Source organism: Pseudomonas nitroreducens (assembly GCF_014204515.1).
In the GTDB taxonomy this organism is placed as follows: domain Bacteria; phylum Pseudomonadota; class Gammaproteobacteria; order Pseudomonadales; family Pseudomonadaceae; genus Pseudomonas; species Pseudomonas nitritireducens_A.
The window spans coordinates 43,249-64,600 of sequence record NZ_JACHLI010000030.1; the positions used below are offsets into that span (position 1 = coordinate 43,249).

The 21,352-nt window shown below is 66.5% G+C and carries 13 protein-coding genes and 1 pseudogene; 5 read left to right on the forward strand and 9 right to left on the reverse strand.

The window, feature by feature from the left end:
* Positions 1–116 precede the first annotated feature (116 nt).
* The 4 genes and pseudogenes from HNP46_RS27600 to HNP46_RS27615 all read right to left on the reverse strand — a co-directional run bounded on the left by HNP46_RS27600 (position 117) and on the right by HNP46_RS27615 (position 7,558).
* Entirely contained in the window at positions 117–1,538 is a 1,422-nt protein-coding gene (locus HNP46_RS27600; RefSeq protein WP_184595397.1) for an efflux transporter outer membrane subunit, read from the reverse strand.
* Entirely contained in the window at positions 1,535–4,747 is a 3,213-nt protein-coding gene (locus HNP46_RS27605) for an efflux RND transporter permease subunit (protein ID WP_184595399.1), read from the reverse strand. The genes HNP46_RS27600 and HNP46_RS27605 overlap by 4 nt, the downstream gene beginning before the upstream one ends.
* A gap of 109 nt (positions 4,748–4,856) precedes the next feature.
* Positions 4,857–6,082, reverse strand: a pseudogene (mexE, locus tag HNP46_RS27610) (multidrug efflux RND transporter periplasmic adaptor subunit MexE).
* A gap of 561 nt (positions 6,083–6,643) precedes the next feature.
* Entirely contained in the window at positions 6,644–7,558 is a 915-nt protein-coding gene (locus HNP46_RS27615; protein ID WP_260403286.1) for a LysR family transcriptional regulator, read from the reverse strand.
* 313 nt (positions 7,559–7,871) lie between these two features.
* Here HNP46_RS27615 and HNP46_RS27620 point away from each other — a divergent pair, with 313 nt between their 5' ends.
* The 3 genes from HNP46_RS27620 to HNP46_RS27630 all read left to right on the forward strand — a co-directional run bounded on the left by HNP46_RS27620 (position 7,872) and on the right by HNP46_RS27630 (position 12,127).
* Positions 7,872–8,891, forward strand: coding sequence for a zinc-dependent alcohol dehydrogenase family protein (locus HNP46_RS27620; RefSeq protein ID WP_184595401.1), 1,020 nt, complete (start codon positions 7,872–7,874; stop codon positions 8,889–8,891).
* A gap of 521 nt (positions 8,892–9,412) precedes the next feature.
* The gene (locus HNP46_RS27625; protein ID WP_184595403.1) at positions 9,413–9,871 is read left to right on the forward strand and encodes a (2Fe-2S)-binding protein; all 459 of its coding nucleotides are present in this window, start codon (positions 9,413–9,415) and stop codon (positions 9,869–9,871) included.
* A 12-nt stretch (positions 9,872–9,883) separates the two neighbouring features.
* The gene (locus HNP46_RS27630) at positions 9,884–12,127 is read left to right on the forward strand and encodes a xanthine dehydrogenase family protein molybdopterin-binding subunit (protein WP_184595405.1); all 2,244 of its coding nucleotides are present in this window, start codon (positions 9,884–9,886) and stop codon (positions 12,125–12,127) included.
* A 55-nt stretch (positions 12,128–12,182) separates the two neighbouring features.
* On the opposite strand, the gene ptrC is transcribed toward HNP46_RS27630, so the two are convergent.
* Positions 12,183–12,377, reverse strand: coding sequence for a type III secretion system co-regulatory protein PtrC (ptrC, locus tag HNP46_RS27635; protein ID WP_184595407.1), 195 nt, complete (start codon positions 12,375–12,377; stop codon positions 12,183–12,185).
* Positions 12,378–12,581: 204 nt separating this feature from the next.
* Here ptrC and HNP46_RS27640 point away from each other — a divergent pair, with 204 nt between their 5' ends.
* Positions 12,582–12,917 carry a ribonuclease E inhibitor RraB gene (locus tag HNP46_RS27640; protein WP_184595409.1) on the forward strand — a complete coding sequence of 112 codons (336 nt, stop codon included), beginning with the start codon at positions 12,582–12,584 and terminating at the stop codon, positions 12,915–12,917.
* 649 nt (positions 12,918–13,566) lie between these two features.
* On the opposite strand, the gene HNP46_RS27645 is transcribed toward HNP46_RS27640, so the two are convergent.
* The 4 genes from HNP46_RS27645 to HNP46_RS27660 form a co-directional block, all read right to left on the reverse strand.
* The gene (locus HNP46_RS27645) at positions 13,567–14,226 is read right to left on the reverse strand and encodes a DsbA family oxidoreductase (RefSeq protein WP_184595411.1); all 660 of its coding nucleotides are present in this window, start codon (positions 14,224–14,226) and stop codon (positions 13,567–13,569) included.
* A gap of 214 nt (positions 14,227–14,440) precedes the next feature.
* Positions 14,441–16,852 (reverse strand): TonB-dependent receptor, encoded by a 2,412-nt coding sequence (locus tag HNP46_RS27650; RefSeq protein ID WP_184595413.1) that lies wholly within the window; start codon positions 16,850–16,852, stop codon positions 14,441–14,443.
* 353 nt (positions 16,853–17,205) lie between these two features.
* Positions 17,206–18,141 carry a FecR domain-containing protein gene (locus tag HNP46_RS27655; RefSeq protein ID WP_184595415.1) on the reverse strand — a complete coding sequence of 312 codons (936 nt, stop codon included), beginning with the start codon at positions 18,139–18,141 and terminating at the stop codon, positions 17,206–17,208.
* Positions 18,141–18,644 (reverse strand): sigma-70 family RNA polymerase sigma factor, encoded by a 504-nt coding sequence (locus HNP46_RS27660; protein WP_184595417.1) that lies wholly within the window; start codon positions 18,642–18,644, stop codon positions 18,141–18,143. The genes HNP46_RS27655 and HNP46_RS27660 overlap by 1 nt, the downstream gene beginning before the upstream one ends.
* Before the next feature lie 258 nt (positions 18,645–18,902).
* On the opposite strand from HNP46_RS27660, the gene fusA reads away from it, so the two are divergent.
* Positions 18,903–21,011 (forward strand): elongation factor G, encoded by a 2,109-nt coding sequence (fusA, locus tag HNP46_RS27665; protein ID WP_184595419.1) that lies wholly within the window; start codon positions 18,903–18,905, stop codon positions 21,009–21,011.
* The last annotated feature ends 341 nt before the right edge of the window (positions 21,012–21,352 follow it).

Below are 21,352 nucleotides of genomic sequence, written 5' to 3' on the forward strand. Positions count from 1 at the left end.
GTGGGATGAGCCTGGCGGGCCTTCGCGGTTTTCTCCCGGCATAAAAAAGCCCCGCGATCCGGAGCGTCAGATCGCAGGGCCAGAAGGTCGGGAGGTTCCCGACCGGGGAGGACCGGTCAGGCCGCCGGCGTCGGCTGCCAGCCGCCGCCCAGGGCCTTGTAGATCGCCACGATGCCGCGATACACGTCGACTTCCGCCAGGGCCTGGGCGTCCTCGGCGGCCAGCTGTTCGCGCTCGGCGTCCAGCAGGTTGAGGAAGTCCACGGTGCCTTCGCGGTATTGCAGGCCGGCTTGCTGCGCGGCATTGCGGCTGGCTTCGGACTGGCGCACCAGCGATACCAGGCGCTGCTGGCGCTTGCCGTAGTCGCTGAAGGCGTTCGACGACTCTTCCAGGGCCAGCAGGACCTGCTGCTCGTAGGACGCCAGGGCGCCGTCGGCATCGGCCTTGGCGGCGCGCAGGCGGGCCCGCACGCTGCCCAGGTCGAAGGCCGCCCAGGTGATGCTCGGGGCGACGCCCCAGGCGCTGGCGGCGGACGAACCGATCTGCGAGCCACGGCCGGCGGTGTAGCCGAGGAAGCCGCCGAGGCTGACTTTCGGGAACAGGTCGGCAGTGGCCACGCCTACGTCGGCCGTCGCAGCAGCCAGGCGGCGTTCGGCGGAAGCGACGTCCGGCCGACGACGCAGCAACTCGCCCGGATCACCGATGGGCAGCGCCTTGGCGATGGCCGGCAGCTTCTTCGGCGACAGGTCCACGGAGAGCGCGTCCGGGCGCTGGCCGAGGAGGGTGGCGATGCGGTTGCGCTGGCGCACCTCTTCGGCTTCCAGTTGCGGCACGCTGGCTTCGGTGGAGGCCAGGCGCGCTTCGGCGCGTTGCACGTCCAGCTCGCTGCCGACACCGGCGTCGCGCAGCTGGATGGTCAGGTCGCGGGACTCGCGCTGGTTCTCCAGGTTGCTCTTGGCGATGCTTTCGCGCAGTTGCGCACCACGCAGTTGTCCATAAGCGTCAGCCAACTCGGCGATCAGGCTGACCTGCAGCTGCTGCAGGTCGGCGACTATGGCCTCGCTCTGCGCGTCGCTGGATTCCAGCTGGCGGCGCACGCGGCCGAACAGGTCGACTTCCCAGATCATGTCCAGGCCCAGGTCGTAGCGCTCCTGGTTGACCCGGTCCTCGGTCTGGCCGGGCACCTGGCCCTTGCCGACCTGGCCTTCGGCGCGGCTGGTGACCGTGGGGAAACGGTCATTGGCGACGTCGTCGCGGATCGCCCGCGAAGCCAGCACGCGGGCATAGGCCACGCGCAGCTCGCGGTTTTCCTTGAGGGACTGCTCGACCAGCTGGGTCAGCACCGGGTCGTCGAACTGCTTCCACCAGGCATCCTCGAAGCGGTTGCGGTCGTAGTTCTGCGCCTGGGCATTGCTGTCCAGCCGGGCCGGCGCGGTGTCCGGCTTCTGGTAGTCGGGGCCGACCATGCACGCGCTGAGAGCCAGCGCGAGCAGGGAAGGGACGAACAGTTTCACGGCACTCATGTTGATGACGCTCATGCCTGGTGGGCCTCGCTGTTGTTCGGTTGGCTCTGGGCGATGCGCGCCTGGTGCGCCTGTTTCTTCGCTTCACGGGCTTCCATGAAGCGGCGGATCAGCACATAGAAGACCGGGGTCAGCAACAGGCCGAAGAAGGTCACGCCAAGCATCCCGGAGAACACCGCGACACCCATGGCATGGCGCATTTCGGCGCCGGCGCCGGACGACAGCACCAGGGGCACCACGCCCATGATGAAGGCGATGGAGGTCATCAGGATCGGCCGCAGACGCAGGCGGCAGGCTTCCAGCACCGCGCTCAGGCGGTCCATGCCTTCGTCCTGCTTGTCCTTGGCGAACTCCACGATCAGGATCGCGTTCTTGCACGCCAGGCCCACCAGGACGATCAGGCCGATCTGGGTGAAGATGTTGTTGTCGCCACCGGACAGGATCACGCCGGCAATCGCCGACAGCAGGGTCATCGGCACGATCAGGATCACCGCCAGCGGCAGGCCCCAGCTCTCGTACAACGCGGCCAGCACCAGGAAGGCGAGCAGCACGCAGAGCGGGAACACGTAGATCGCGGAGTTGCCGGCGAGGATCTGCTGGTAGGTCAGCTCGGTCCATTCGTAGGTCATGCCATTGGGCAGTTCCTGCTTGAGCAGGCGCTCGATGGCGGCCTCGGCCTGGCCGGAGCTGTAGCCCGGTGCGGCGGCGCCGTTGATCTCGGCGGTGATGAAGCCGTTGTAGTGCATCACGCGGTCGGGGCCGGAGGTGTCGCTGATCTTGATGAAGGTGGCCAGCGGGACCATTTCACCCAGGTTGTTGCGCACCTTGAGCTGGCCGATCTGCTCGGGTTCGAGACGGAACTGCTGCTCGCCCTGGACGTTCACCTGGTAGGTACGGCCGAAGCGGTTGAAGTCGTTCGCGTACAGCGAGCCCAGGTAGACCTGCAGGGTGTCGAAGATGTCGCTGATCGCAACCCCGTGGGTCTTGGCCTTCTCGCGGTCGATGGCGGCATCCACCTGCGGCACGTTCACCTGGTAGCTGGTGAACACCGACATGGGGTTGAGCTCCGGCAGCGCGCGGGCCTTGTTGAGGATGTTCTGGGTCTGCGCGTAGAGCTCCTCGTAACCGGCGTTGCCGCGGTCCTCGATCTGCAGGCGGAAGCCGCCGATGGTGCCCAGCCCCTGTACCGGCGGCGGCGGGAAGATCGCGATGTAGGCGTCCTGGATGTCGGCGAACTGCTTGTTCAGCTCGGCGGCGATCTCGTTGGCCGACATGCCCGGCCCCTTGCGCTCGCTGAAGTCCTTGAGCGGGGTGAAGACGATGCCGCTGTTGGGGCTGTTGGTGAAGCCGTTGATCGACAGGCCGGGGAAGGACACGGTGTGCTCGATGCCCGGGTGCTTGCCGGCGATTTCCGACATGCGCTTGATCACCGCCTCGGTGCGGTCCAGCGTGGCGGCGTCGGGCAGTTGCGCGAAGGCCACCAGGTACTGCTTGTCCTGTTGCGGCACGAAGCCGGTCGGGGTGCTGGAGAAGCCCAGGTAGGTCAGGCCGATCAGCCCGGCGTACAGCAGCAGTGCGATGGAGCTGCCGCGCAGCACGCGGGTCACGGTGCCGACGTAGCCATGGCTGGCACGCTCGAAGAAGCGGTTGAACGGACGGAACAGCCAGCCGCCCAGCAGCTTGTCCAGCAGCACCGAGAAGCGGTCCTTCGGCTCGTGGTGCCCCTTGAGCAGCACGGCGGACAGCGCCGGCGACAGGGTCAGCGAGTTGAACGCGGAGATCACCGTGGAGATCGCGATGGTCAAGGCGAACTGCCGGTAGAACTGCCCGGTGAGGCCGGAGATGAACGCGGTGGGAATGAACACGGCGCACAGCACCAGCGCGGTGGCGATGATCGGTCCGGTCACTTCCTTCATGGCGCGCTTGGTCGCCTCGATGGGCGTGAGGCCCAGGCCGATGTTGCGCTCGACGTTCTCCACCACCACGATGGCGTCGTCCACCACGATGCCGATGGCCAGTACCAGGCCGAACAATGACAAGGCGTTGAGCGAGAAGCCGAAGAAGTGCATCACCGCGAAGGTGCCGATCAGCGACACCGGCACGGCGGCCAGCGGGATGATCGAGGCGCGCCAGGTCTGCAGGAACAGCACGACCACCAGCACCACCAGGATCAGCGCTTCGAACAGGGTGTGCACCACCGCTTCGATGGAGCCGCGGACGAAGATGGTCGGGTCATAGACGATGGAGTAGTCCACGCCCTGGGGGAAGTCCTTCTTCAGCTCGGCCATCTTCTCGCGCACCAGGTTGGAGATGGCGATGGCGTTGGAACCGGGACGCTGGAAGATCGGGATGGCGACCGCCGGCTGGTTGTCCAGCAGCGAGCGCAGGGCGTACTGGCTGGAGCCGAGCTCGACGCGGGCGATGTCCTTCAGGCGGGTGATCTCGCCGTCGGGGCCGCTGCGGATGACGATGTTCTCGAACTCTTCCTCGGTGACCAGGCGACCCTGGGTGTTGATCGACAGCTGGAAGCTGGTGTCGCTCGGCGAGGGCGGGGCGCCCAGGGAGCCGGCGGCGACCTGGCGGTTCTGCTCGCGGATCGCGGCGACCACGTCGGTGGCGGTCAGGTTGCGCGAGGCGACCTTGTTCGGGTCCAGCCAGACGCGCAGGGAGTAGTCGCCCATGCCGAACAGTTGCACGTCGCCCACACCGTCCAGGCGCGCCAGCTCGTCCTTGATGTTGAGGATGGCGTAGTTGGACAGGTAGAGCATGTCGTAGCGGTTATCCGGCGAGGTCAGGTGCACGACCATGGTCAGGTCGGGCGAGGCCTTGTCGACGGTGATGCCGATCCGCGTGACTTCCTCGGGCAGCTTGGGCTGCGTACGGGTCACGCGGTTCTGCACCTGCACCTGGGCGTTGTCCAGGTCGGTGCCCAGGGCGAAGGTGATGGTCAGGGTCATCTTGCCGTCGGCGGTGGACTGCGAGGACATGTAGAGCATGTTCTCGACGCCGGTGATGGCCTGTTCCAGCGGCGCGGCGACGGTCTCGCCGATCACCTTGGGGTTGGCGCCGGGGAAGTTGGCGCGCACCACCACGGTGGGCGGCACTACTTCGGGGTATTCGCTGATCGGTAGCTGGAACAGCGAGATGGCCCCGCCGATCAGGATGATCAGCGAAAGCACGGCGGCGAAGATCGGCCGCTGGATGAAGAATAGCGAAAAGTTCATGGCTGGTTCCTGTCGCGAACGCTCACGTTCGCCAAACCCGGGACAAAGGTCACCCAAGGCCCTGGTGGGACAGGGCCTGGTATATCGATTCAGGAATTACGGGTTGGGGTCAGCCGCGTGGCGCACCCGGTTTAGTCGACTTCTCGGCGACCTTCGGCGCCTCGAAGCTCTCCAGCGCGCGACGCTGGCTTTCGAGGTTGGCGAGGGTTTCCTTGCTGGCCATCTCGACGCCCTGGGCATCGACCTGGGCGCCCGGGCGAACCCGTTGCAGGCCGTTGACCACGATGCGGTCACCCTTGGCCAGCCCAGTGCGGACGATGCGCAGGCCTTCGAGTTTCGGGCCCAGCTCGATGCCGCGGTACTGCACCTTGCTGTCCTTGTCGAGCACCAGCACGAACTTCTTGCCAAGGTCCGTGCCGACCGCTTCGTCCTTGATCAGCGCGGCGGGGTAGGTGCCGCTGCCGACCAGCTTGATGCGGGCGTACAGGCCGGGGGTGAACTGGTTGGCGGCGTTGTCGAACACGGCGCGGCCACGGATGGTGCCGGTCTTGGGGTTGACCTGGTTGTCGAGGAAGTCCAGGCGGCCCTGGTGGGGGAAGCCGTCCTCGCCGGTCAGGCCCAGGTACACCGGGCTGGTGCCACGGGCGTCCGGGCCGCCCTTGCGGGCGAGGTCGACGTACTTCAGGTAGACGCGCTCGTCGGCGTCGAAGTAGGCGTAGACCTTGTCGGTGGAGACCAGGGTGGTCAGCACGCTTTGGCCGCTGTTGACCAGGTTGCCGGCGGTGACTTCGGCGCGCGAAACGCGGCCGTCGATGGGCGCGGTGACCTGGGTGAACGACAGGTTCAGGCGGGCGTTGTCCAGTTCCGCCTGGGTTGCGGCGACCACCGCTTTCGCCTCGGTGGCGGCGGCGGTGCGGGCGTCGGCCAGTTCCGCGGAAATGGCGTTGGTGGCGCGCAGGCGATCACCGCGGGAGGCTTCGTTGACGGTACGGGTCTGGTTGGCGCGAGCCTGTTGCAGCTGGGCTTCCAGGCGATGCACCTCGGCCTGGAACGGATCTGGAACAGCAGGTCGCCTTTCTTCACCAGCGCGCCTTCACGGAAGGCGACGCGGTCGATGTAGCCGGAGACGCGCGGACGCAATTCGACGGATTCCGGAGCCTCCAGGCGACCGGTGAATTCGTCCCATTCATTGATCGGCTGTTCGATCACATCCGCCACGCTGACCTTGGGGGCGGCCATGTTCTGTGCCGCCTCCTGGCCCTTGCCGCAGGCGCTGAGAACCAGCACGGCGGCCAACGCCAACGGAATACGCAAGGTGTTCAGATTTCGCTCCATGGAAAAGACTCCGGCGATCTAATTGGTTTTGGGATTTCTGATGGAGCGGAGTCTGCGCAAGAGGGCGCTCTGGAACTAATCGAACGAGCAGATTTTGATTATCACGCGCAGTGATAAATGCTTTTGCACTATGCGCAGGAATAGATAGAAGGAGTGGGCACGGGGATTGCCCGAAGGTGCTACCCGATCGCCTGGTGCGCTCGGGCTGCCCTCACCCTGACCCTGGCTACGCGCCCCGCTCCTGAGGGAGAGGGGACTGATCGGTGCAGGAGGAAACTACTGCGTCAGCCGGTACGGACGACTCCCTCTCCCTCTGGGAGAGGGCGGGGGTGAGGGTGATTAGGCGTAGGGCGAATAACGCCTCGGGCGTTATCCGCCGCATGCTTGCCGGCGGATAACCTGTTCCAGGTTATGCGCCCTACAGCCGGTCTCTGATTTCAGGAGAGCCTGATCCTCGTACCGAAGCGAACCCGCATCCCACGGTGCTTCTGGTGAACGACGGTTCGCGAGCAATGACGATGGCGTCCCCCTCGCTCCTACAGGTTGAGTCCGCTGCGAAGGTCAGAGACTGTCCGGATCACCCACGAACATGGTGATCCGCGAGCGCAGCCAGCGTTCGGCCGGGTCCTGGTCCTGGGCGCCGCGCCAGACCATGGACAGCTCCGCCAGCCGGGTGGGGAAAGGCGGTTCGTCGGCGCGCAGGCCGCCGGCAGCGGTCAGCGCCAGGGCCACGTACTCGGGCACGGTGGCGAGGATGTCGGTGCCGGCCAGCAGCGAGGCCAGGCCGTTGAACTGCGGCACGGCCAGCACCACCTGGCGCTTGCGGTCCATCTCGGCCAGGGTCTGGTCGACGAAGCCGTCCAGGTCGCCGGCATAGGACACCAGCGCGTGCGGGCGCGCGCAGTAATCATCGAGGGTCAGTGCACCGGGAATCGAGTCGGCCCGCAGAATCTTCCAGGTGCTGCGGCGCAGGGTCTTGCGCTTGGCGTTGGCCGGCAGCTCGTCGGTGTAGCTGACGCCCACGGAGATTTCCCCGGAGGACAGCAGCTGCGGCATCAGCAGGTAGTTGGCGCGGCGCACCACCAGGGTGATGCCCGGTGCTTCCGAGCGCAGGCGGCGCAGCAGCGGCGGCAGCAGGCCGAATTCCACGTCATCGGACAGGCCGATGCGGAACACCGCCTTGCTGGTGGCCGGGTCGAAGTCGGCGGCGCGGCTCAGGGCGGTGGAGATCGAATCCAGCGCCGGCGAGAGGTGGCCGAAGATTTCCTGCGCCCGCGCGGTGGGTTCCATGCTGCGCCCGGTGCGGACGAACAGCGGATCGTCGAACAGGCCGCGCAGGCGCGCCAGGGCCGCACTGATCGCCGGCTGGCCGAGGAACAGCTTCTCGGCGGCGCGGGTCACGCTGCGTTCGTGCATCAGCGTCTCGAAAACGATCAACAGGTTGAGGTCAACCTTGCGGAGGTCGTTGCGGTTCATGGGGGCTCCCTGGCGATGGGGGAAAAGTGAGGCCGAGCGTGCCCTGAGTCAAGTCTGTCAGATAAGTCCTTGATCAATTTCCACTTTTTTAATGAGAATCTCGCCCCGGCGCTGTGGTCAGACTCTGTAAGAGCCCTGGCGCCCCAGCCCCTTGGGCAGCCCCGGCGCAGAGCCTTGCGGCCGCGCCGGACAAGGGCTGCAAAGCGGGCGGAATCATCGCCGTTTATGTCAATTATCAATGGTGAACGGTGGCGTCACCCCCAAAGCCCGGATAGAGTCCGTGGCTATGAGCACTACTAAGGCGAGGTATGTGATGTCCCGCATGATCCGTTTCCACCAGTTCGGTGACGCCTCGGTCCTGAAGATCGAGGAAATGCCGACCCCGCAACCGGGGCCGGGTGAAGTGCTGGTCCGTACCCAGGCACTGGGCGTCAGTTGGCGCGACGTGCTCTGGCGGCAGAACCTCGCCCCGGATCAGGCCAAGCTGCCGGCGGGCATCGGTTATGAACTTTCCGGCATCGTCGAAGCCGTGGGCGAGGGCGTTGAAGACCTCGAACCCGGCGTGGCGGTGGCCAGTTTCCCGGCGAACTCGCCGAACCTGTACCCGGCCTGGGGCGACCACGTCATCGTGCCGCGCACCTCGCTGACCCGTTATCCGGACGTCCTGAGCCCGGTCGAAGCTGCCGTGCACTACACCGGTCTGCTGTATTCCTACTTCGCCCTGGTGGAGTTGGCGCAGATCAAGCCCGGCCAGCGCGTGCTGATCACCGAGGCCGGCCATTGCCTGGCACCCCAGGCGGTGCAACTGGCCAAGGCGCTCGGCGCCCAGGTGATCGCCACCACCAGCCATGAGGAAACCCGCGAGTTTCTCAAAGGGCTGGGCGCGGACAAGATCATCTACACCGAGGAGCAGGACCTGGTGCTGGAAGTCGAGCGCTTCACCAAGGGTGAAGGCGTGGAGATCGTCCTCGACCAGTGCGCCGGCCCGCAGATGAAGCTGCTGGGTGACGTGGCTGCGCCGCGCGGCAAGCTGATCCTGTACGGCATCAACGGCGGCAACGACGCCGCCTTCCCGGCCTGCGCGGCGTTCAAGAAGCACCTGCAGTTCTACCGCCACTGCGTGCTGGACTTCACCGGGCAACCGGAGATCGGCCTGACCCGCAACGACGAAGCCGTGCAACGGGCGCTGACCGCGATCAACCAGATGACCGCCGACCAGTTGCTCAAGCCGAGCATCGACCGGGTGTTCGACTTCGCCCAGTACCGCGACGCCAACTACTACATGGAAACCTGCCCGGGCGGCGGCCGTGTGGTGATGAAGATGCCGGAGTGATCCTGCATCGGTGATCCAGAAAGCCACTCTTCGGAGTGGCTTTTTTATGCCTGCTGACGGGCCCTTGTAGGAGCGAGCTTGCTCGCGAACCGAGCTATCCTGCGGCGCCTGAGTCAAGCTCGCTCCTACAATTGCGGCTTCGTGGGTGCCGACCGGCGTAGGAGCGGACTCCGTCCGCGATTGGCTATCGACCACGCTGGTGTTCACCCTGCGGTCTGCGCGTGGGATCGATGGGTATCGCTGCGCTCCACGCCATCCTACGTGGAGCTCTGTGGGGCTTCCGAATAAACCTCTAGGCCGCAATGACCCGAAATAGAGCTGTCTATACACCGCTACATGCGCCGCAGTATCAGGCAAGCGTCGGGAGAACCAGGCAAACCGCTCGGCGCCTTCCTCGCGTATCGTCGCGGCACCGGCCGGTGCGTGGGCCTAGGCTCAATCCATCGCGCGACGAGGCCGCTGCGCTGCGCAGGCCTTCGGATACCCGCCTTCCATCACCCACAAAAGAGGTGAATCTCCTGATGATTACCGTGAACCTGAACGGCAAGGACCATGAACTCGATGCCCCCGGCGAGATGCCGCTGCTCTGGGCCATTCGCGATGTCGCCGGGCTGACCGGCACCAAGTACGGCTGCGGCATGGCCCTGTGCGGCGCCTGCACCGTGCACATCGACGGCCAGCCGACGCGCTCCTGCGTCACCCCGCTGGCGGCGGTGGCCGGCAAGAAGATCACCACCATCGAGGCGGTGGCCGAGCAGGCCGCCGGCAAGGCCGTGCAGGATGCCTGGCGCAAGCTCGACGTGGTGCAGTGCGGCTATTGCCAGTCCGGGCAGATCATGTCCGCCACCGCGCTGCTGGCCTCGAACAAGCAGCCCAGCGACGCCGACATCGACGCCGCCATGAGCGGCAACATCTGCCGCTGCGCCACCTATGCGCGGATCCGCGCGGCCATCCACGACGCCGCCCAGACCCTGGCCTGAGGATAAGAAGTCATGCTCGTACCCCGACTCGACAATCAACCGGCGCAGGCCGGCAGCATCCTCAATGTCAGCCGCCGCAGCTTCCTGCGTGGCGCTGGCGGCCTGGCCCTGGGCATCTACTTCGCGCCACTGCTGGGCAAGCTGGGCGATGCCCAGGCGGCCAGCGATTTCGAAGCCAACGCCTTCGTGCGCATCGCCCCGGACGGCACCGTCACCGTGATCGCCAAGCACGTGGAGATGGGCCAGGGCAGCTACACCGGCCTGGCCACCCTGGTGGCCGAGGAGCTGGACGCCGATTGGAGCCACGTCCAGGTCGAAGGCGCCCCGGCTGATGCCAAGCGCTACGCCAACCTGGCCTTCGGCAACCTGCAGGGCACCGGCGGCAGCAACGCCATGGCCAACTCCTACGAGCAGATGCGCAAGGCCGGCGCCAGTGCTCGCGCCATGCTGGTGGGCGCGGCGGCGGAGCAGTGGAAGGTGCCTGTCGAGCAGATCGAAGTGCACGACGGCGTCGTCAGCCATCCGGCTTCCGGGCGCAAGGCCGGCTTCGGTGAGCTGGCCGAGGCGGCAGCGAAACAGCCAGTGCCGACTGACGTAAAGCTGAAGGACCCGAAGGACTTCAAGCTGATCGGCCAGGTGCAGCTGCCGCGCAAGGACAGCCCGTCCAAGACCGACGGTACCGCGCAGTTCACCCAGGACGTGCACCTGCCGGACATGCTGGTGGCGGTGGTCGCCCACCCGCCGCGTTTCGGCGGTGTGCCGGCGAAAGTCGACGCGAGCAAGGCCAAGGCCGTGCCCGGTGTGGTCGACGTGGTGCAGTTCCCCGGCAGCGAGCGGCGCTTCGCCGGCGTCGCGGTGCTGGCGAAGAACACCTGGGCCGCGCGCCAGGGCCGTGACGCGTTGCAGGTCGAGTGGGACGAGAGCAAGGCCTTCAAGATGGGCAGCAAGGAAATCTTCGCCCAGTACCGCGACATGGCCAGCAAGCCGGGCCTGGTGGCGCGCAACGACGGCGACATCGGCAAGGCGCTGGAGAAGCCGGCGCACCTGATCGAGGCCGAATACCAGTTTCCCTATCTGGCGCACGCCGCCATGGAGCCGCTGAACTGCGTGGTGTTCCTCAAGGAGGACGGCTGCCAGATCTGGAACGGCGAGCAGTGGCAGACCGGCGACCAGATGTCGGTGGCGCAACTGCTGGGTATGCCGCCCGAGCAGGTGAATATCACCCAGCTGTACGCCGGCGGCAGCTTCGGCCGCCGCGCCAACCCGCATTCGGACTATGTGCTGGAAGCCGTGGCGATCGCCAAGGCGGCCCGCGAGCAGGGTGTGAAGGTGCCGATCAAGATGGTCTGGACCCGCGAGGACGACACCCGCGCCGGTTACTACCGTCCGGCCTTCCTGCACCGCGCGCGGCTGGCGGTGGATGCCCAGGGCAACCTGGTGGGCTGGGAACAGCGGCTGGTGGGGCAGTCCTTCATTGTCGGCACGCCGTTCGAGAAGTTCATGGTCAAGGACGGCGTCGACAAGATCGCCGTCGAGGGTGCCGCCGACCTGCCGTACGCCGTGCCCAACCTGCGCGTCGAACAGGCGCTGGCGGAAAACGTCACGGTGCCGACCCAGTGGTGGCGCTCGGTGGGCCACACCCACACGGCGTTCTCCACCGAGACTTTGATCGACGAAGCGGCCATCGCCGCCAAGCAGGACCCCTACGAGTTCCGCCGCAAGCTGCTGGCGAAACATCCGCGGCATCGCGGCGCGCTGGAACTGGTGGCGCAACGGGCGAACTGGCTGGCGCCGCTGGAAAAGGGCAAGGACGGCGAACAGCGTGGCCGTGGTATCGCCGTGCACGAGTCGTTCGGCAGCTTCGTCGCCCAGGTGGTGGAGGTGACCTACAAGGCGGACAAGAGCTTCAAGGTGGACCGCGTGGTCTGCGCCGTGGATTGCGGCTTGGCGATCAACCCCGACGTGATCAAGGCACAGATGGAAGGGGGGATCGGTTTTGCCCTGTCGGCGGCGCTGCACAGCGCCATCACCCTGACCGACGGCAAGGTCGACCAATCCAACTTCCACGACTTCCAGGTGCTGCGTATCAACGAGATGCCGGTGGTGGAGGTGCACATCGTGCCGTCAGCCGAACCGCCGACCGGCGTCGGCGAGCCGGGCGTGCCGCCCCTGGCGCCAGCGCTGGCCAACGCGCTGTTCGCGGCGACCGGCAAACGCATCCGCACGCTGCCGATCGGCAATCAGCTGCAGGCGTGAGGCTGGCAGCCTGAAACAAAAGCCCCGCTCAGGCGGGGCTTTTGTTATTCAGGGTCTACGCTGGAAGAACCGGCTGGGCCTGCTCGCGGATCAGCTCACGCAGTGCCCGGCGCTCGGTCGGCGAGGTGGCCGCCTGCAGCAGCGCGAGGCCGCCGTCCTCGTCGGGTACGGCGATCTGGGTCTCGAAGTGCAGTTGCACCTCGTCCAGGGTGATGTAGGTGATGCGGTAGGCCGACTCAAGGCTGTGCATGGTCGCAGGCTCGATGTGGGAGGCGCAGGGCCGATGAGGCATCCTCGCGCGGTGCGGGCCGGCGCGGAAGTGAAAGGCCGTGATGGTGGACATCAGCGAAGGCGATGGTGCCGGCGAGATTTTCCGGCAGTTGTCACGCAGGACGGGTATCCTGCGCGGGCGTGCCCACACCGGGCACTTTGTGAAACGAATTGGAGCAGTGACATGAGCCGCGACAAGCAGCTTTTCCCGGACGACGAAATCGGCGACGCCCTGTGGGCCCTGCAGGAAGACGGCGAAGACCTCTCCCTCGAGCATGAGGTGGAGTTCGCGGTGATCTTCCCGGACGAGCAGTCCGCCCTGGACTTCGCCATCATGCTGCTGCAGAACGGGCAGAAGGTGGCGTACTCCGAGTACGACGGCAACGACAAGCTGCCCTGGCAGGTCCTGGCCTACCCGGTGATGGAGCTCAGCCACGAGCACATCAGCGGCTACGCCGCGCTGCTGTCCGAGCACTCGGCCGACCTGGGCGGCCAGATGGACGGCTGGTCGGCACTCTGATCGGCTGACGCTCCACCAGAAACGGCGCCTTCGGGCGCCGTTTTGCTTTGCCGCAGGCGAATGGGGACGGACAGGGAGCTTTCCGTAGAGCGGATAACGCGCCAGCGTTATCCGCCATTTGGGATCGGCGGATAACCTGTTCCAGGTTATGCGCCCTACGGTGATGCGCAGGCCTGCTGGTCTGGAGTCGTCGGTGAGATTTCGCGGACAAGGTCCGCTCCTACGCTATCGGGAGCTCCGGAGGCGGCTGAAACTGTAGGATCGAGGGGGGCGCCTAGCCATTGCTCGCGAACAGTGCGTTCCGGCCACGCCAGTTCCGTAGGGCGCATAACGCGCCAGCGTTATCCGCCCTTTGGGATCGGCGGATAACCTGTTTCAGGTTATGCGCCCTACGGTCAGGCGCAGGTCTGTTGCCCTGGAGTCGTCGGTGAGATTTCGCGGACAAGGTCCGCTCCTACGCCATCGGGAACGCCGGATGTCCTCGATTGAACCGGAGGTGGGCTGGAGCTGTAGGATCGAGGGGGGCGCCTAGCCATTGCTCGCGAACAGTGCGTTCCGGCAACACCAGTATCAAGTGGGTTCGCGAGCAAGCTCGCTCCTGCGCAAAACATAAAGCCTGCGCAAGGCAGGCTTTATGAGGGGGCGAGGTTCACTGCGGCAATGGCGCCTGTCGCGCCACCTGGCGCAGGGCCTGCTCGTAGTAATCGGTACTCTGCGCGCCGGAGATCAGTTGGCGGCCATTGAGGATCACCGAGGGCACGGCGCGGATGCCGTGGCTGGTGTAGAAATCCTCCTCGGCCACCACTTCGTCGGCATAGGCGTCGCTGTCGAGGATTTCCCGCGCGCGCACCGCGTCCAGGCCGACGCTGACGGCCACTTCCAGCAGCACTTGCGGGTCGCTCGGGTCGCGCCCTTCGCCGAAGTAGGCCTGCAGCAGCGCCTGCTTCAGGGCGATGTCGCGGCGCGATTCGGCCGCCCAGTGCAGCAGGCGGTGGGCGTCGAAGGTGTTGTAGATGCGACTGCGCTTCTTCAGGTCGAAGTGCACGCCGACTTCCTCGCCCATGGCGCGCAGGTTTTCCTGGTTGCGGGCGATCTCCTCGGCGCTGCTGCCGTACTTGCGCTGCAGGTGCTCGACCAGGTCCTCGCCCTCGGCGGGCATGTCGGCGTTGAGTTCGAACGGCTTGATGCGCAGCTCCACGGTCAGCTCGCCGTCCACCCGGCGGATGGCTTCGAGCAGGCCGTTGAGGCCGATGGCGCACCAGGGGCAGACCACGTCGGAGACGAAATCGATGGTGATGGCTTCGCTCATGGGGCGAACTCCGGCAAATGGGCGAGCAACTAGCATGGACCCGGAAGACCGGTTCGATCCAGTCACGCCGTGTCGCTCTGTCGGCGAGGTTCGCTCCAGGGGTCGCAAGGGATTGATTTCCAAAGCCTTGCCGCCGGACAACCGTCCGACGGCAATCCGCCGGGAGCGCCGGAAGAGGCGGAAGAGGGGGCGACATCCCTGTCGCGAAGGAGGCTCAGAAGTCGACGGTCATCGACAGCTTCAGGGTGCGCGGATCGCCCTGGGTCAGGTAGCCGCCGATGGTCGAGGCCCAGTAGGCCTTGTTGGCGACGTTCTCCAGGTTGGCGCGCAGGGTCACGTCGCGCTCGTCCACCTTGAAGGCGTAGCGTGCGCCGAGGTCGAAGCGGGTCCAGGCGGGGATGCTCAAGTCGTTGGCCGCATCCAGGTACTGGCCGCCGGTGCGCAGCACGCGGCCGTTGATGGCGGCGCCCTGGAGGCCAGGGACGTCCCAGTCGGCACCCAGGTTGTACTGGAAGGTCGGCACGCCCACGGCGCGGTTGCCGTCGGTCTTGCCGCCGGCAGTGTTCTTCAGCTCGGTGTCGATCCAGGTGCCGCCGGCCAGCAGGCGCAGGCCGTCGACCGGCTCGCCGAAGAGGTTCAGCTCGACGCCGCGGTTTTCCTGCTCGCCATCGACGCTGAAGATCTTCGAGTCCGGGTCGGTGGTGCTGAAGGGTTGTTCGATGCGGTAGAAGGCCAGGTTGCCGCCGAAGCCGCCGAAGTCCAGCTTGGCGCCTACTTCCACCTGCTTGGAGCGGTTGGGCGCGAAGACTTCGCCGAAGTTCGCCGCGCTGCTGGGGGCGGTCGGGCCGGCGGCCAGGCCTTCGATGCGGTTGGCGTAAAGCGACAGGTACTCGGTGGGTTTCACCACCAGGCCGTAGACCGGCGTGGTGATCGACTCGTCATAGCTGGCGGTGCGCTTGCCCACGTAGTTCCAGCCATCGGTACCGATGCTCTGGCGGCGCACGCCGACGGTCAGCAGCACGCGGTCGTCGAGGAAACCCAGGGTGTCGGCGGCGGCCACGCTCTTGTTCAGCGTCTTGCCGACGATGCCCGGATCGCTGTAGTCGCCGCCGGCCAGGGTCGGCGCGGGTTTGGGCGTCTGCACCGGGTGGTAGAGGTCGGTCGGGTAACGCTTGGTGGCCATGGTGTAGGCGCTGCGCTGCTCGGCCCAGATGCCGGCGACGCTGAGGTTCATCTGGTGGCTGACCGGGCCGGTGGCGAAGTGGCCGTTAAGGCCGGCCATGGCGCTCTTGTTGTCCTCATCGTGGGTGGCGTCCATGGTGCCGCCGCCGGCATTGCCGGTGTTGTCGTTGAGGGTCAGCGCGGAATAGGCGCCGTTCTCGCGGGTGTGCTTGGCGCCGCCGGAGAGGTAGGCGGTCCAGCTATCGTTGAGGTCGTACTCGGCGCGGAACATGCCGAAGCTGTCCTCGAGCTGCGAGTAGCTCCAGGACTGGCCGTAGTTGTGGTCGGCGTCCGGGGCGTGGGGAATGCTGGTGACGCCGCTGCCGACGTAGACCACCGGGCGGCCCTGGTTGATGCGCTGCTTCTGATAGCCGAAGTCGGTCATCAGGCGCAGGCGTTCGCCGCGGTAGTCCAGGCCGACGGTGGCCAGCTTGTAGCGCTGGTTCTCGTCGTCGACGGCGGTCTCGCCCTCGCGCTGGGCCAGGTTGACCCGCGCGCCGAAGCGGTTGTCCTCGCCGAAGCGCTGGCCCAGGTCCAGGTGCTCGCCGATCTGGTTGTCGCTGCCGTAGCCCAGGGTCAGGCTGCGGGTGGGGGTGTCCTCGGCGCGCTTGGTCTGCAGGTTGACCGCGCCGCCGATGCCGCTGCCGCTGGGCGTCACGCCGTTGATGAAGGCGTTGGGGCCCTTGAACAGCTCGACGCGCTCCAGCGACTCGGTGCCGATGATCTGCCGCGGGGTGACGCCGTACAGGCCGTTGAGCGAGACGTCGTCGGTGCTCAGCGGCAGGCCGCGGATCACGAAGATCTGCGAGAAGTTGCCGTAGCCGTTGCCCTGGCGCACCGAGGCGTCGTTGAGCAGCACGTCGCCGACGGTCTGCGCCTGGCTGTCCTGGATGGTCTTGGCGGTGTAGCTGGCGAAGCTGAAAGGCACGTCCTGGATGTCCTGCTTGCCCAGCATGCCCAGCTGCGCACCCCGGGCGACCTGGCCGCCGGCATAGGCGGGCGGCAGCTCGCCGGGCAGTTGCGCGGCGCCGCTGACGGTGGTGGCGTCCATCTCCAGGGCGCCGCTGTCATCGGGGGCGGCCTCTACGCCATAGCCGCTGCTCTTGTGCACCAGGCGATAGCCGCTGCCTTCGAGCAGGTGCTCCAACCCCTGTTCGGGGGCGAAGCTGCCCTTGAGGCCGGCGCTGTGCCGGCTATTCAGCGTCTGCGCCTCGAACGCCAGCGGCACGCCGGCCTGGGCGGCGAAGCGCGCCAGCACCTCGCCCAGCGGACCGGGAGCGATGTCGTACTGGCGTTGCTGGCTGGCGGCATCGGCGGCCAGCACCGGCAGCGCAGCGCCACCGGTCAGGGCCAGGCCGATGGCCAGGGCGAGCGAATGGGGGCGGAGGCGGGAGCGGAGGAGCATGGAGTGTTCCTGTCGGCAGAGAGAGGTTGTTTTCCTCTTCACCGGGCGAGAGCGAAAAAGGTGTCAGGGATGGGCGAAAAAATTTCAGGCAACGATTTTTGTAGGAGCACCCCGTGGGGGCGCTCCCCAACTGGGCAGGACTGCTTCTTGTAGGATGGCGTGGAGCGCAGCGATACCCATCGATCCGTGCGCAGGCAGCATGGGTATCGCTTAGGCTCCACCCATCCTGCAAAGGTGCTCATGACAAGGGCGGTCAGCAGTTCGTAGGGCGCATAACGCGCCAGCGTTATCCGCCATTTGGGACCGGCGGATAACCTGTTCCGGGTTATGCGCCCTACGATGGAGGTGGTCGTTCACGCCGGCTCCACCGTGACCCAGTAGCGCGTCATCCGCCGCAGCTTCACCGGCAGCATGTCCGCCAGCAATGCCAGGCCCGCATCGCTGTCGCCCAGCGGGATTGCGCCGGTCACGCGCAGGCTCGCCAGGCGCGGGTCGCAGCGCAGGAAGCCGCTGCGGTAGCGGCCCAGTTCGCCGAGCAGGTCGTCCAGGCGCATGCCCTGGGCCAGCAGCATGCCGTTTTCCCAGGCGCTGGCATTGGCGTCCGCCGCTTGCAGGGACTGGAAGCCGCCCGCGCCAAACTCCAGTTGCTGCCCGGCGCCGACCGTCTGGCTAGCAAACCCGGGCAACTCGACGCTCACTTCTTTATCGAGCACCGCAACCCTGCACGCATTACCCAGGTCACGCAGGCTGAAGCGCGCGGCCGGAGTACGCAGCCGGCCAAGGCGGCTGTCGACCAGGAAGGGACGCGGGTCGGGCAGGGCGTCGACGAGGATTTCGCCTTCCAGCAGGCTCAGGCGGCGCTCGCGGCCGTTGAAGACCACGTTGACCGCGCTGTCGGTATTCAGGGTGATCTGGCTGCCATCGGGCAGGCGCAGGTGTTTGCGCTCGCCCACGGCGGTGCGCAGGTCGGCATTCCATTCTGCCCAGGGCAGCTGCCGTGCGGCGAGCCAGGCAGCCGGTGCCACGGCCATCAGCACGCCCAGGCGGTTGAGCATCTGCCGCCGGCTCAGGCCGCTGCGCTGCAGGCTTTGCCGGCCCACGCCGGGGGGCAGCTGGCGCACCCCGAGCAAAGCTTCGGCGCGGCGCCAGGCTTCGGCATGCTGGGCGCTGCGCGCACGCCATTGTTCGATGGCCAGCAGGTCGGCGCTGCTGGCGGGCTGTTCGTTCAGGCGCACCAGCCAGTCGGCCGCCTCGCCGAGAATGCCGGGGTCCAGCGGCTGCTCGTGCATCAGGCGACGCTCAGGCAGGCGAGGAAACCGGCGCGCATGTAACGCTTCACGCTGGCCAGGGAGATGCCCAGGCGCTCGGCAATCAGCGGGTAGGTCAGGCCGTCGAGCTGCGACAGCAGGAAGGCCTCGCGGGTCAGCGCTGGCAGTTCGCCCAGGGCGGCGTCGATGCGTTCCAGGGCTTCGAGGATCAGCTCGCGGGTTTCCGGGCCGGGCGCCAGGTCCAGGGGCAGCGCCGCGACGCTCTCCAGGTACGCACGCTCGATCTCCTGACGCCGCCAGCGATCGACCAGCAGACCCTTGGCGATATGGGTGAGGAGGGCGCGCGGGCGCTCGCCGAGGTCCTCCAGCGGCCGCCGCAGCAGGCGCAGGAAGGTGTCGTGGGCGAGGTCGGCGGCATCCCAGGCGTTGCCCAGCCGGCCGCGCAGCCACTGCTGGAGCCAGCCGTTGTGCTCGTTGTAGAGGGTGTGCAGATGCTGCGGGGACGGGGTTTCGACGAGGGCCACAGTGCGTGCGTCAGATTTTCATTTGAGAATGCCTATCATTTTAGAGTTTTCCCGCCCCCCAGCGCAATGCCGCCAGGACGCAGCCGGTCGGACTGCAGCGCCGGCGAAGGGGCGTCACTGGAATTGCCACGAAGACGCGCTACCTTGAGCCTGTTGTGCGCAGAATTTTCTGACGTCGCACTTCCTCCCGCCGTCCCGCGCAGGCAACGGACCCGCAGCAGCAGGCCCGGCAGTCAACCAGCAGATACGGAGCACACCATGGCTCGCACCACGCCCATCGAGCTTTACCGCAACATCGGCATCGTCGCCCATGTCGACGCCGGCAAGACCACGACCACCGAGCGCATCCTTTTCTACACCGGTGTGAACCACAAGATGGGCGAGGTCCACGACGGCGCGGCGACCATGGACTGGATGGTGCAGGAGCAGGAGCGCGGCATCACCATCACCTCGGCAGCTACCACGGCGTTCTGGCAGGGCTCCACCAAGCAGTACGACCACAGGTACCGCTTCAACATCATCGACACCCCCGGCCACGTCGACTTCACCATCGAGGTGGAACGCTCCCTGCGCGTGCTCGACGGCGCGGTGGTGGTGTTCAGCGGCGCCGATGGCGTCGAGCCGCAGTCCGAAACGGTCTGGCGCCAGGCCAACAAGTACCACGTGCCGCGCCTGGCCTACGTCAACAAGATGGACCGCCAGGGCGCCGACTTCCTCCGCGTGGTGGCGCAGATCAAGCAGCGCCTGGGGCATACCCCGGTGCCGATCCAGCTGGCCATCGGCTCGGAGGAAAACTTCGCCGGGCAGATCGACCTGGTGAAGATGAAGGCCATCGTCTGGAACGACGCCGACCAGGGCACCAGCTACACCGAGGAGCCGATTCCGGCCGAGCTGCAGGCGCTGGCGGACGAGTGGCGCGCGCACATGGTCGAGGCCGCGGCCGAGGCCAACGACGACCTGATGAACAAGTACCTCGAAGGCCAGGAGCTGACCCTCGAGGAGATCAAGGCCGGCCTGCGCCAGCGCACCCTGGCCAACGAGATCGTCCCGGCGGTGCTGGGTTCCTCGTTCAAGAACAAGGGCGTGCCGCTGGTGCTCGACGCGGTGATCGACTACCTGCCGGCGCCGTCGGAAATCCCGGCGATCAACGGCACCGACCCGGACGACGAGGAGAAGCACCTGGAGCGCCACGCCGACGACGCCGAACCGTTCTCCGCGCTGGCCTTCAAGATCGCCACTGACCCCTTCGTCGGCACTCTGACCTTCGCCCGCGTCTATTCCGGCGTGCTGAGCAGCGGCGACGCCGTGCTCAACTCGGTGAAGATCAAGAAGGAGCGAGTCGGCCGGATGGTGCAGATGCACGCCAACCAGCGCGAGGAGATCAAGGAAGTGCGCGCCGGCGACATCGCCGCACTGATCGGCATGAAGGACGTCACCACCGGCGACACCCTGTGCTCACTGGACAAGCCGATCATCCTCGAACGCATGGACTTCCCCGACCCGGTGATCTCCGTGGCCGTGGAACCCAAGACCAAGGCCGACCAGGAGAAGATGGGCATCGCCCTGTCCAAGCTGGCCCAGGAAGACCCCTCGTTCCGCGTCAAGACCGACGAGGAGACCGGGCAGACCATCATCTCCGGCATGGGCGAGCTGCACCTGGACATCATCGTCGACCGCATGCGCCGCGAGTTCAACGTCGAGGCCAATATCGGCAAGCCGCAGGTGGCCTACCGCGAGGCGATCCGCAGGAAGTGCGAGATCGAGGGCAAGTTCGTCCGCCAGTCCGGCGGCCGTGGCCAGTTCGGCCATTGCTGGATTCGCTTCGAGCCGGGCGACGAGGGCAAGGATGGGCTGGAGTTCGTCAACGAAGTGGTCGGCGGGGTGATCCCGCGTGAATTCATCCCGGCGATCCAGAAAGGCATCGAGGAACAGATGCAGAACGGCGTGCTCGCCGGCTATCCGCTGATCGGCCTGAAGGCCTCGGTGTTCGACGGTTCCTACCACGACGTCGACTCCAGCGAGATGGCGTTCAAGATCGCCGCCTCCATGGCCACCAAGCAGCTGTCGCAGAAGGGCGGCGCGGTGCTGCTGGAGCCGGTGATGAAGGTCGAGGTGGTGACGCCGGAGGACTACATGGGCGACGTGATGGGCGACCTCAACCGCCGCCGCGGGCTGATCCAGGGCATGGAGGACACGCCTGCTGGCAAGGTCATCCGCGCCGAGGTGCCGCTGGGCGAGATGTTCGGCTATGCCACCGACGTGCGCTCGATGTCCCAGGGGCGGGCGAGCTATTCGATGGAGTTCACCAAGTACGCCGAGGCGCCGGCGAACATCGCCGAGGCGATCATCAAGAAGTCCAACGGCTGAGGTTTTGCCTAGCTGAAAACGGCGCCTGCGGGCGCCGTTTCTTTTTGCTTTTCGTAGGAGCGAGCTTGCTCGCGAACCTGCCCGGCGCAGGCGCTCTTGTCCGCGGGCGGAATTCCCAGCTGCATCGCTATCAAGGTGGAGCGCGAACGTAGGATGGGTGGAGCTTGCGATACCCATGCCGCTGGTGTGCTGGAACTGGTGTGCTGGAACTGATGGGTATCGCTGCGCTCCACGCCATCCTACGCAAGCGTTCGCCGGGGAGGGCGGCAGAGATTCGTAGGGCGGATAACGCGCCAGCGTTACCCGCCGCTATCGGCGGATAACCCGTTCCGGGTTATGCG

What these genes read in the sequence shown, in the direction of transcription:
- HNP46_RS27600 (WP_184595397.1), bottom strand. Translation starts at nt 1,538, where the DNA reads ATGAGCGTCATCAACATGAGTGCCGTGAAACTGTTCGTCCCTTCCCTG.
- HNP46_RS27605 (WP_184595399.1), bottom strand. Translation starts at nt 4,747, where the DNA reads ATGAACTTTTCGCTATTCTTCATCCAGCGGCCGATCTTCGCCGCCGTG.
- HNP46_RS27615 (WP_260403286.1), bottom strand. Translation starts at nt 7,558, where the DNA reads ATGAACCGCAACGACCTCCGCAAGGTTGACCTCAACCTGTTGATCGTT.
- HNP46_RS27620 (WP_184595401.1), top strand. Translation starts at nt 7,872, where the DNA reads ATGTCCCGCATGATCCGTTTCCACCAGTTCGGTGACGCCTCGGTCCTG.
- HNP46_RS27625 (WP_184595403.1), top strand. Translation starts at nt 9,413, where the DNA reads ATGATTACCGTGAACCTGAACGGCAAGGACCATGAACTCGATGCCCCC.
- HNP46_RS27630 (WP_184595405.1), top strand. Translation starts at nt 9,884, where the DNA reads ATGCTCGTACCCCGACTCGACAATCAACCGGCGCAGGCCGGCAGCATC.
- ptrC (WP_184595407.1), bottom strand. Translation starts at nt 12,377, where the DNA reads ATGCACAGCCTTGAGTCGGCCTACCGCATCACCTACATCACCCTGGAC.
- HNP46_RS27640 (WP_184595409.1), top strand. Translation starts at nt 12,582, where the DNA reads ATGAGCCGCGACAAGCAGCTTTTCCCGGACGACGAAATCGGCGACGCC.
- HNP46_RS27645 (WP_184595411.1), bottom strand. Translation starts at nt 14,226, where the DNA reads ATGAGCGAAGCCATCACCATCGATTTCGTCTCCGACGTGGTCTGCCCC.
- HNP46_RS27650 (WP_184595413.1), bottom strand. Translation starts at nt 16,852, where the DNA reads ATGCTCCTCCGCTCCCGCCTCCGCCCCCATTCGCTCGCCCTGGCCATC.
- HNP46_RS27655 (WP_184595415.1), bottom strand. Translation starts at nt 18,141, where the DNA reads ATGCACGAGCAGCCGCTGGACCCCGGCATTCTCGGCGAGGCGGCCGAC.
- fusA (WP_184595419.1), top strand. Translation starts at nt 18,903, where the DNA reads ATGGCTCGCACCACGCCCATCGAGCTTTACCGCAACATCGGCATCGTC.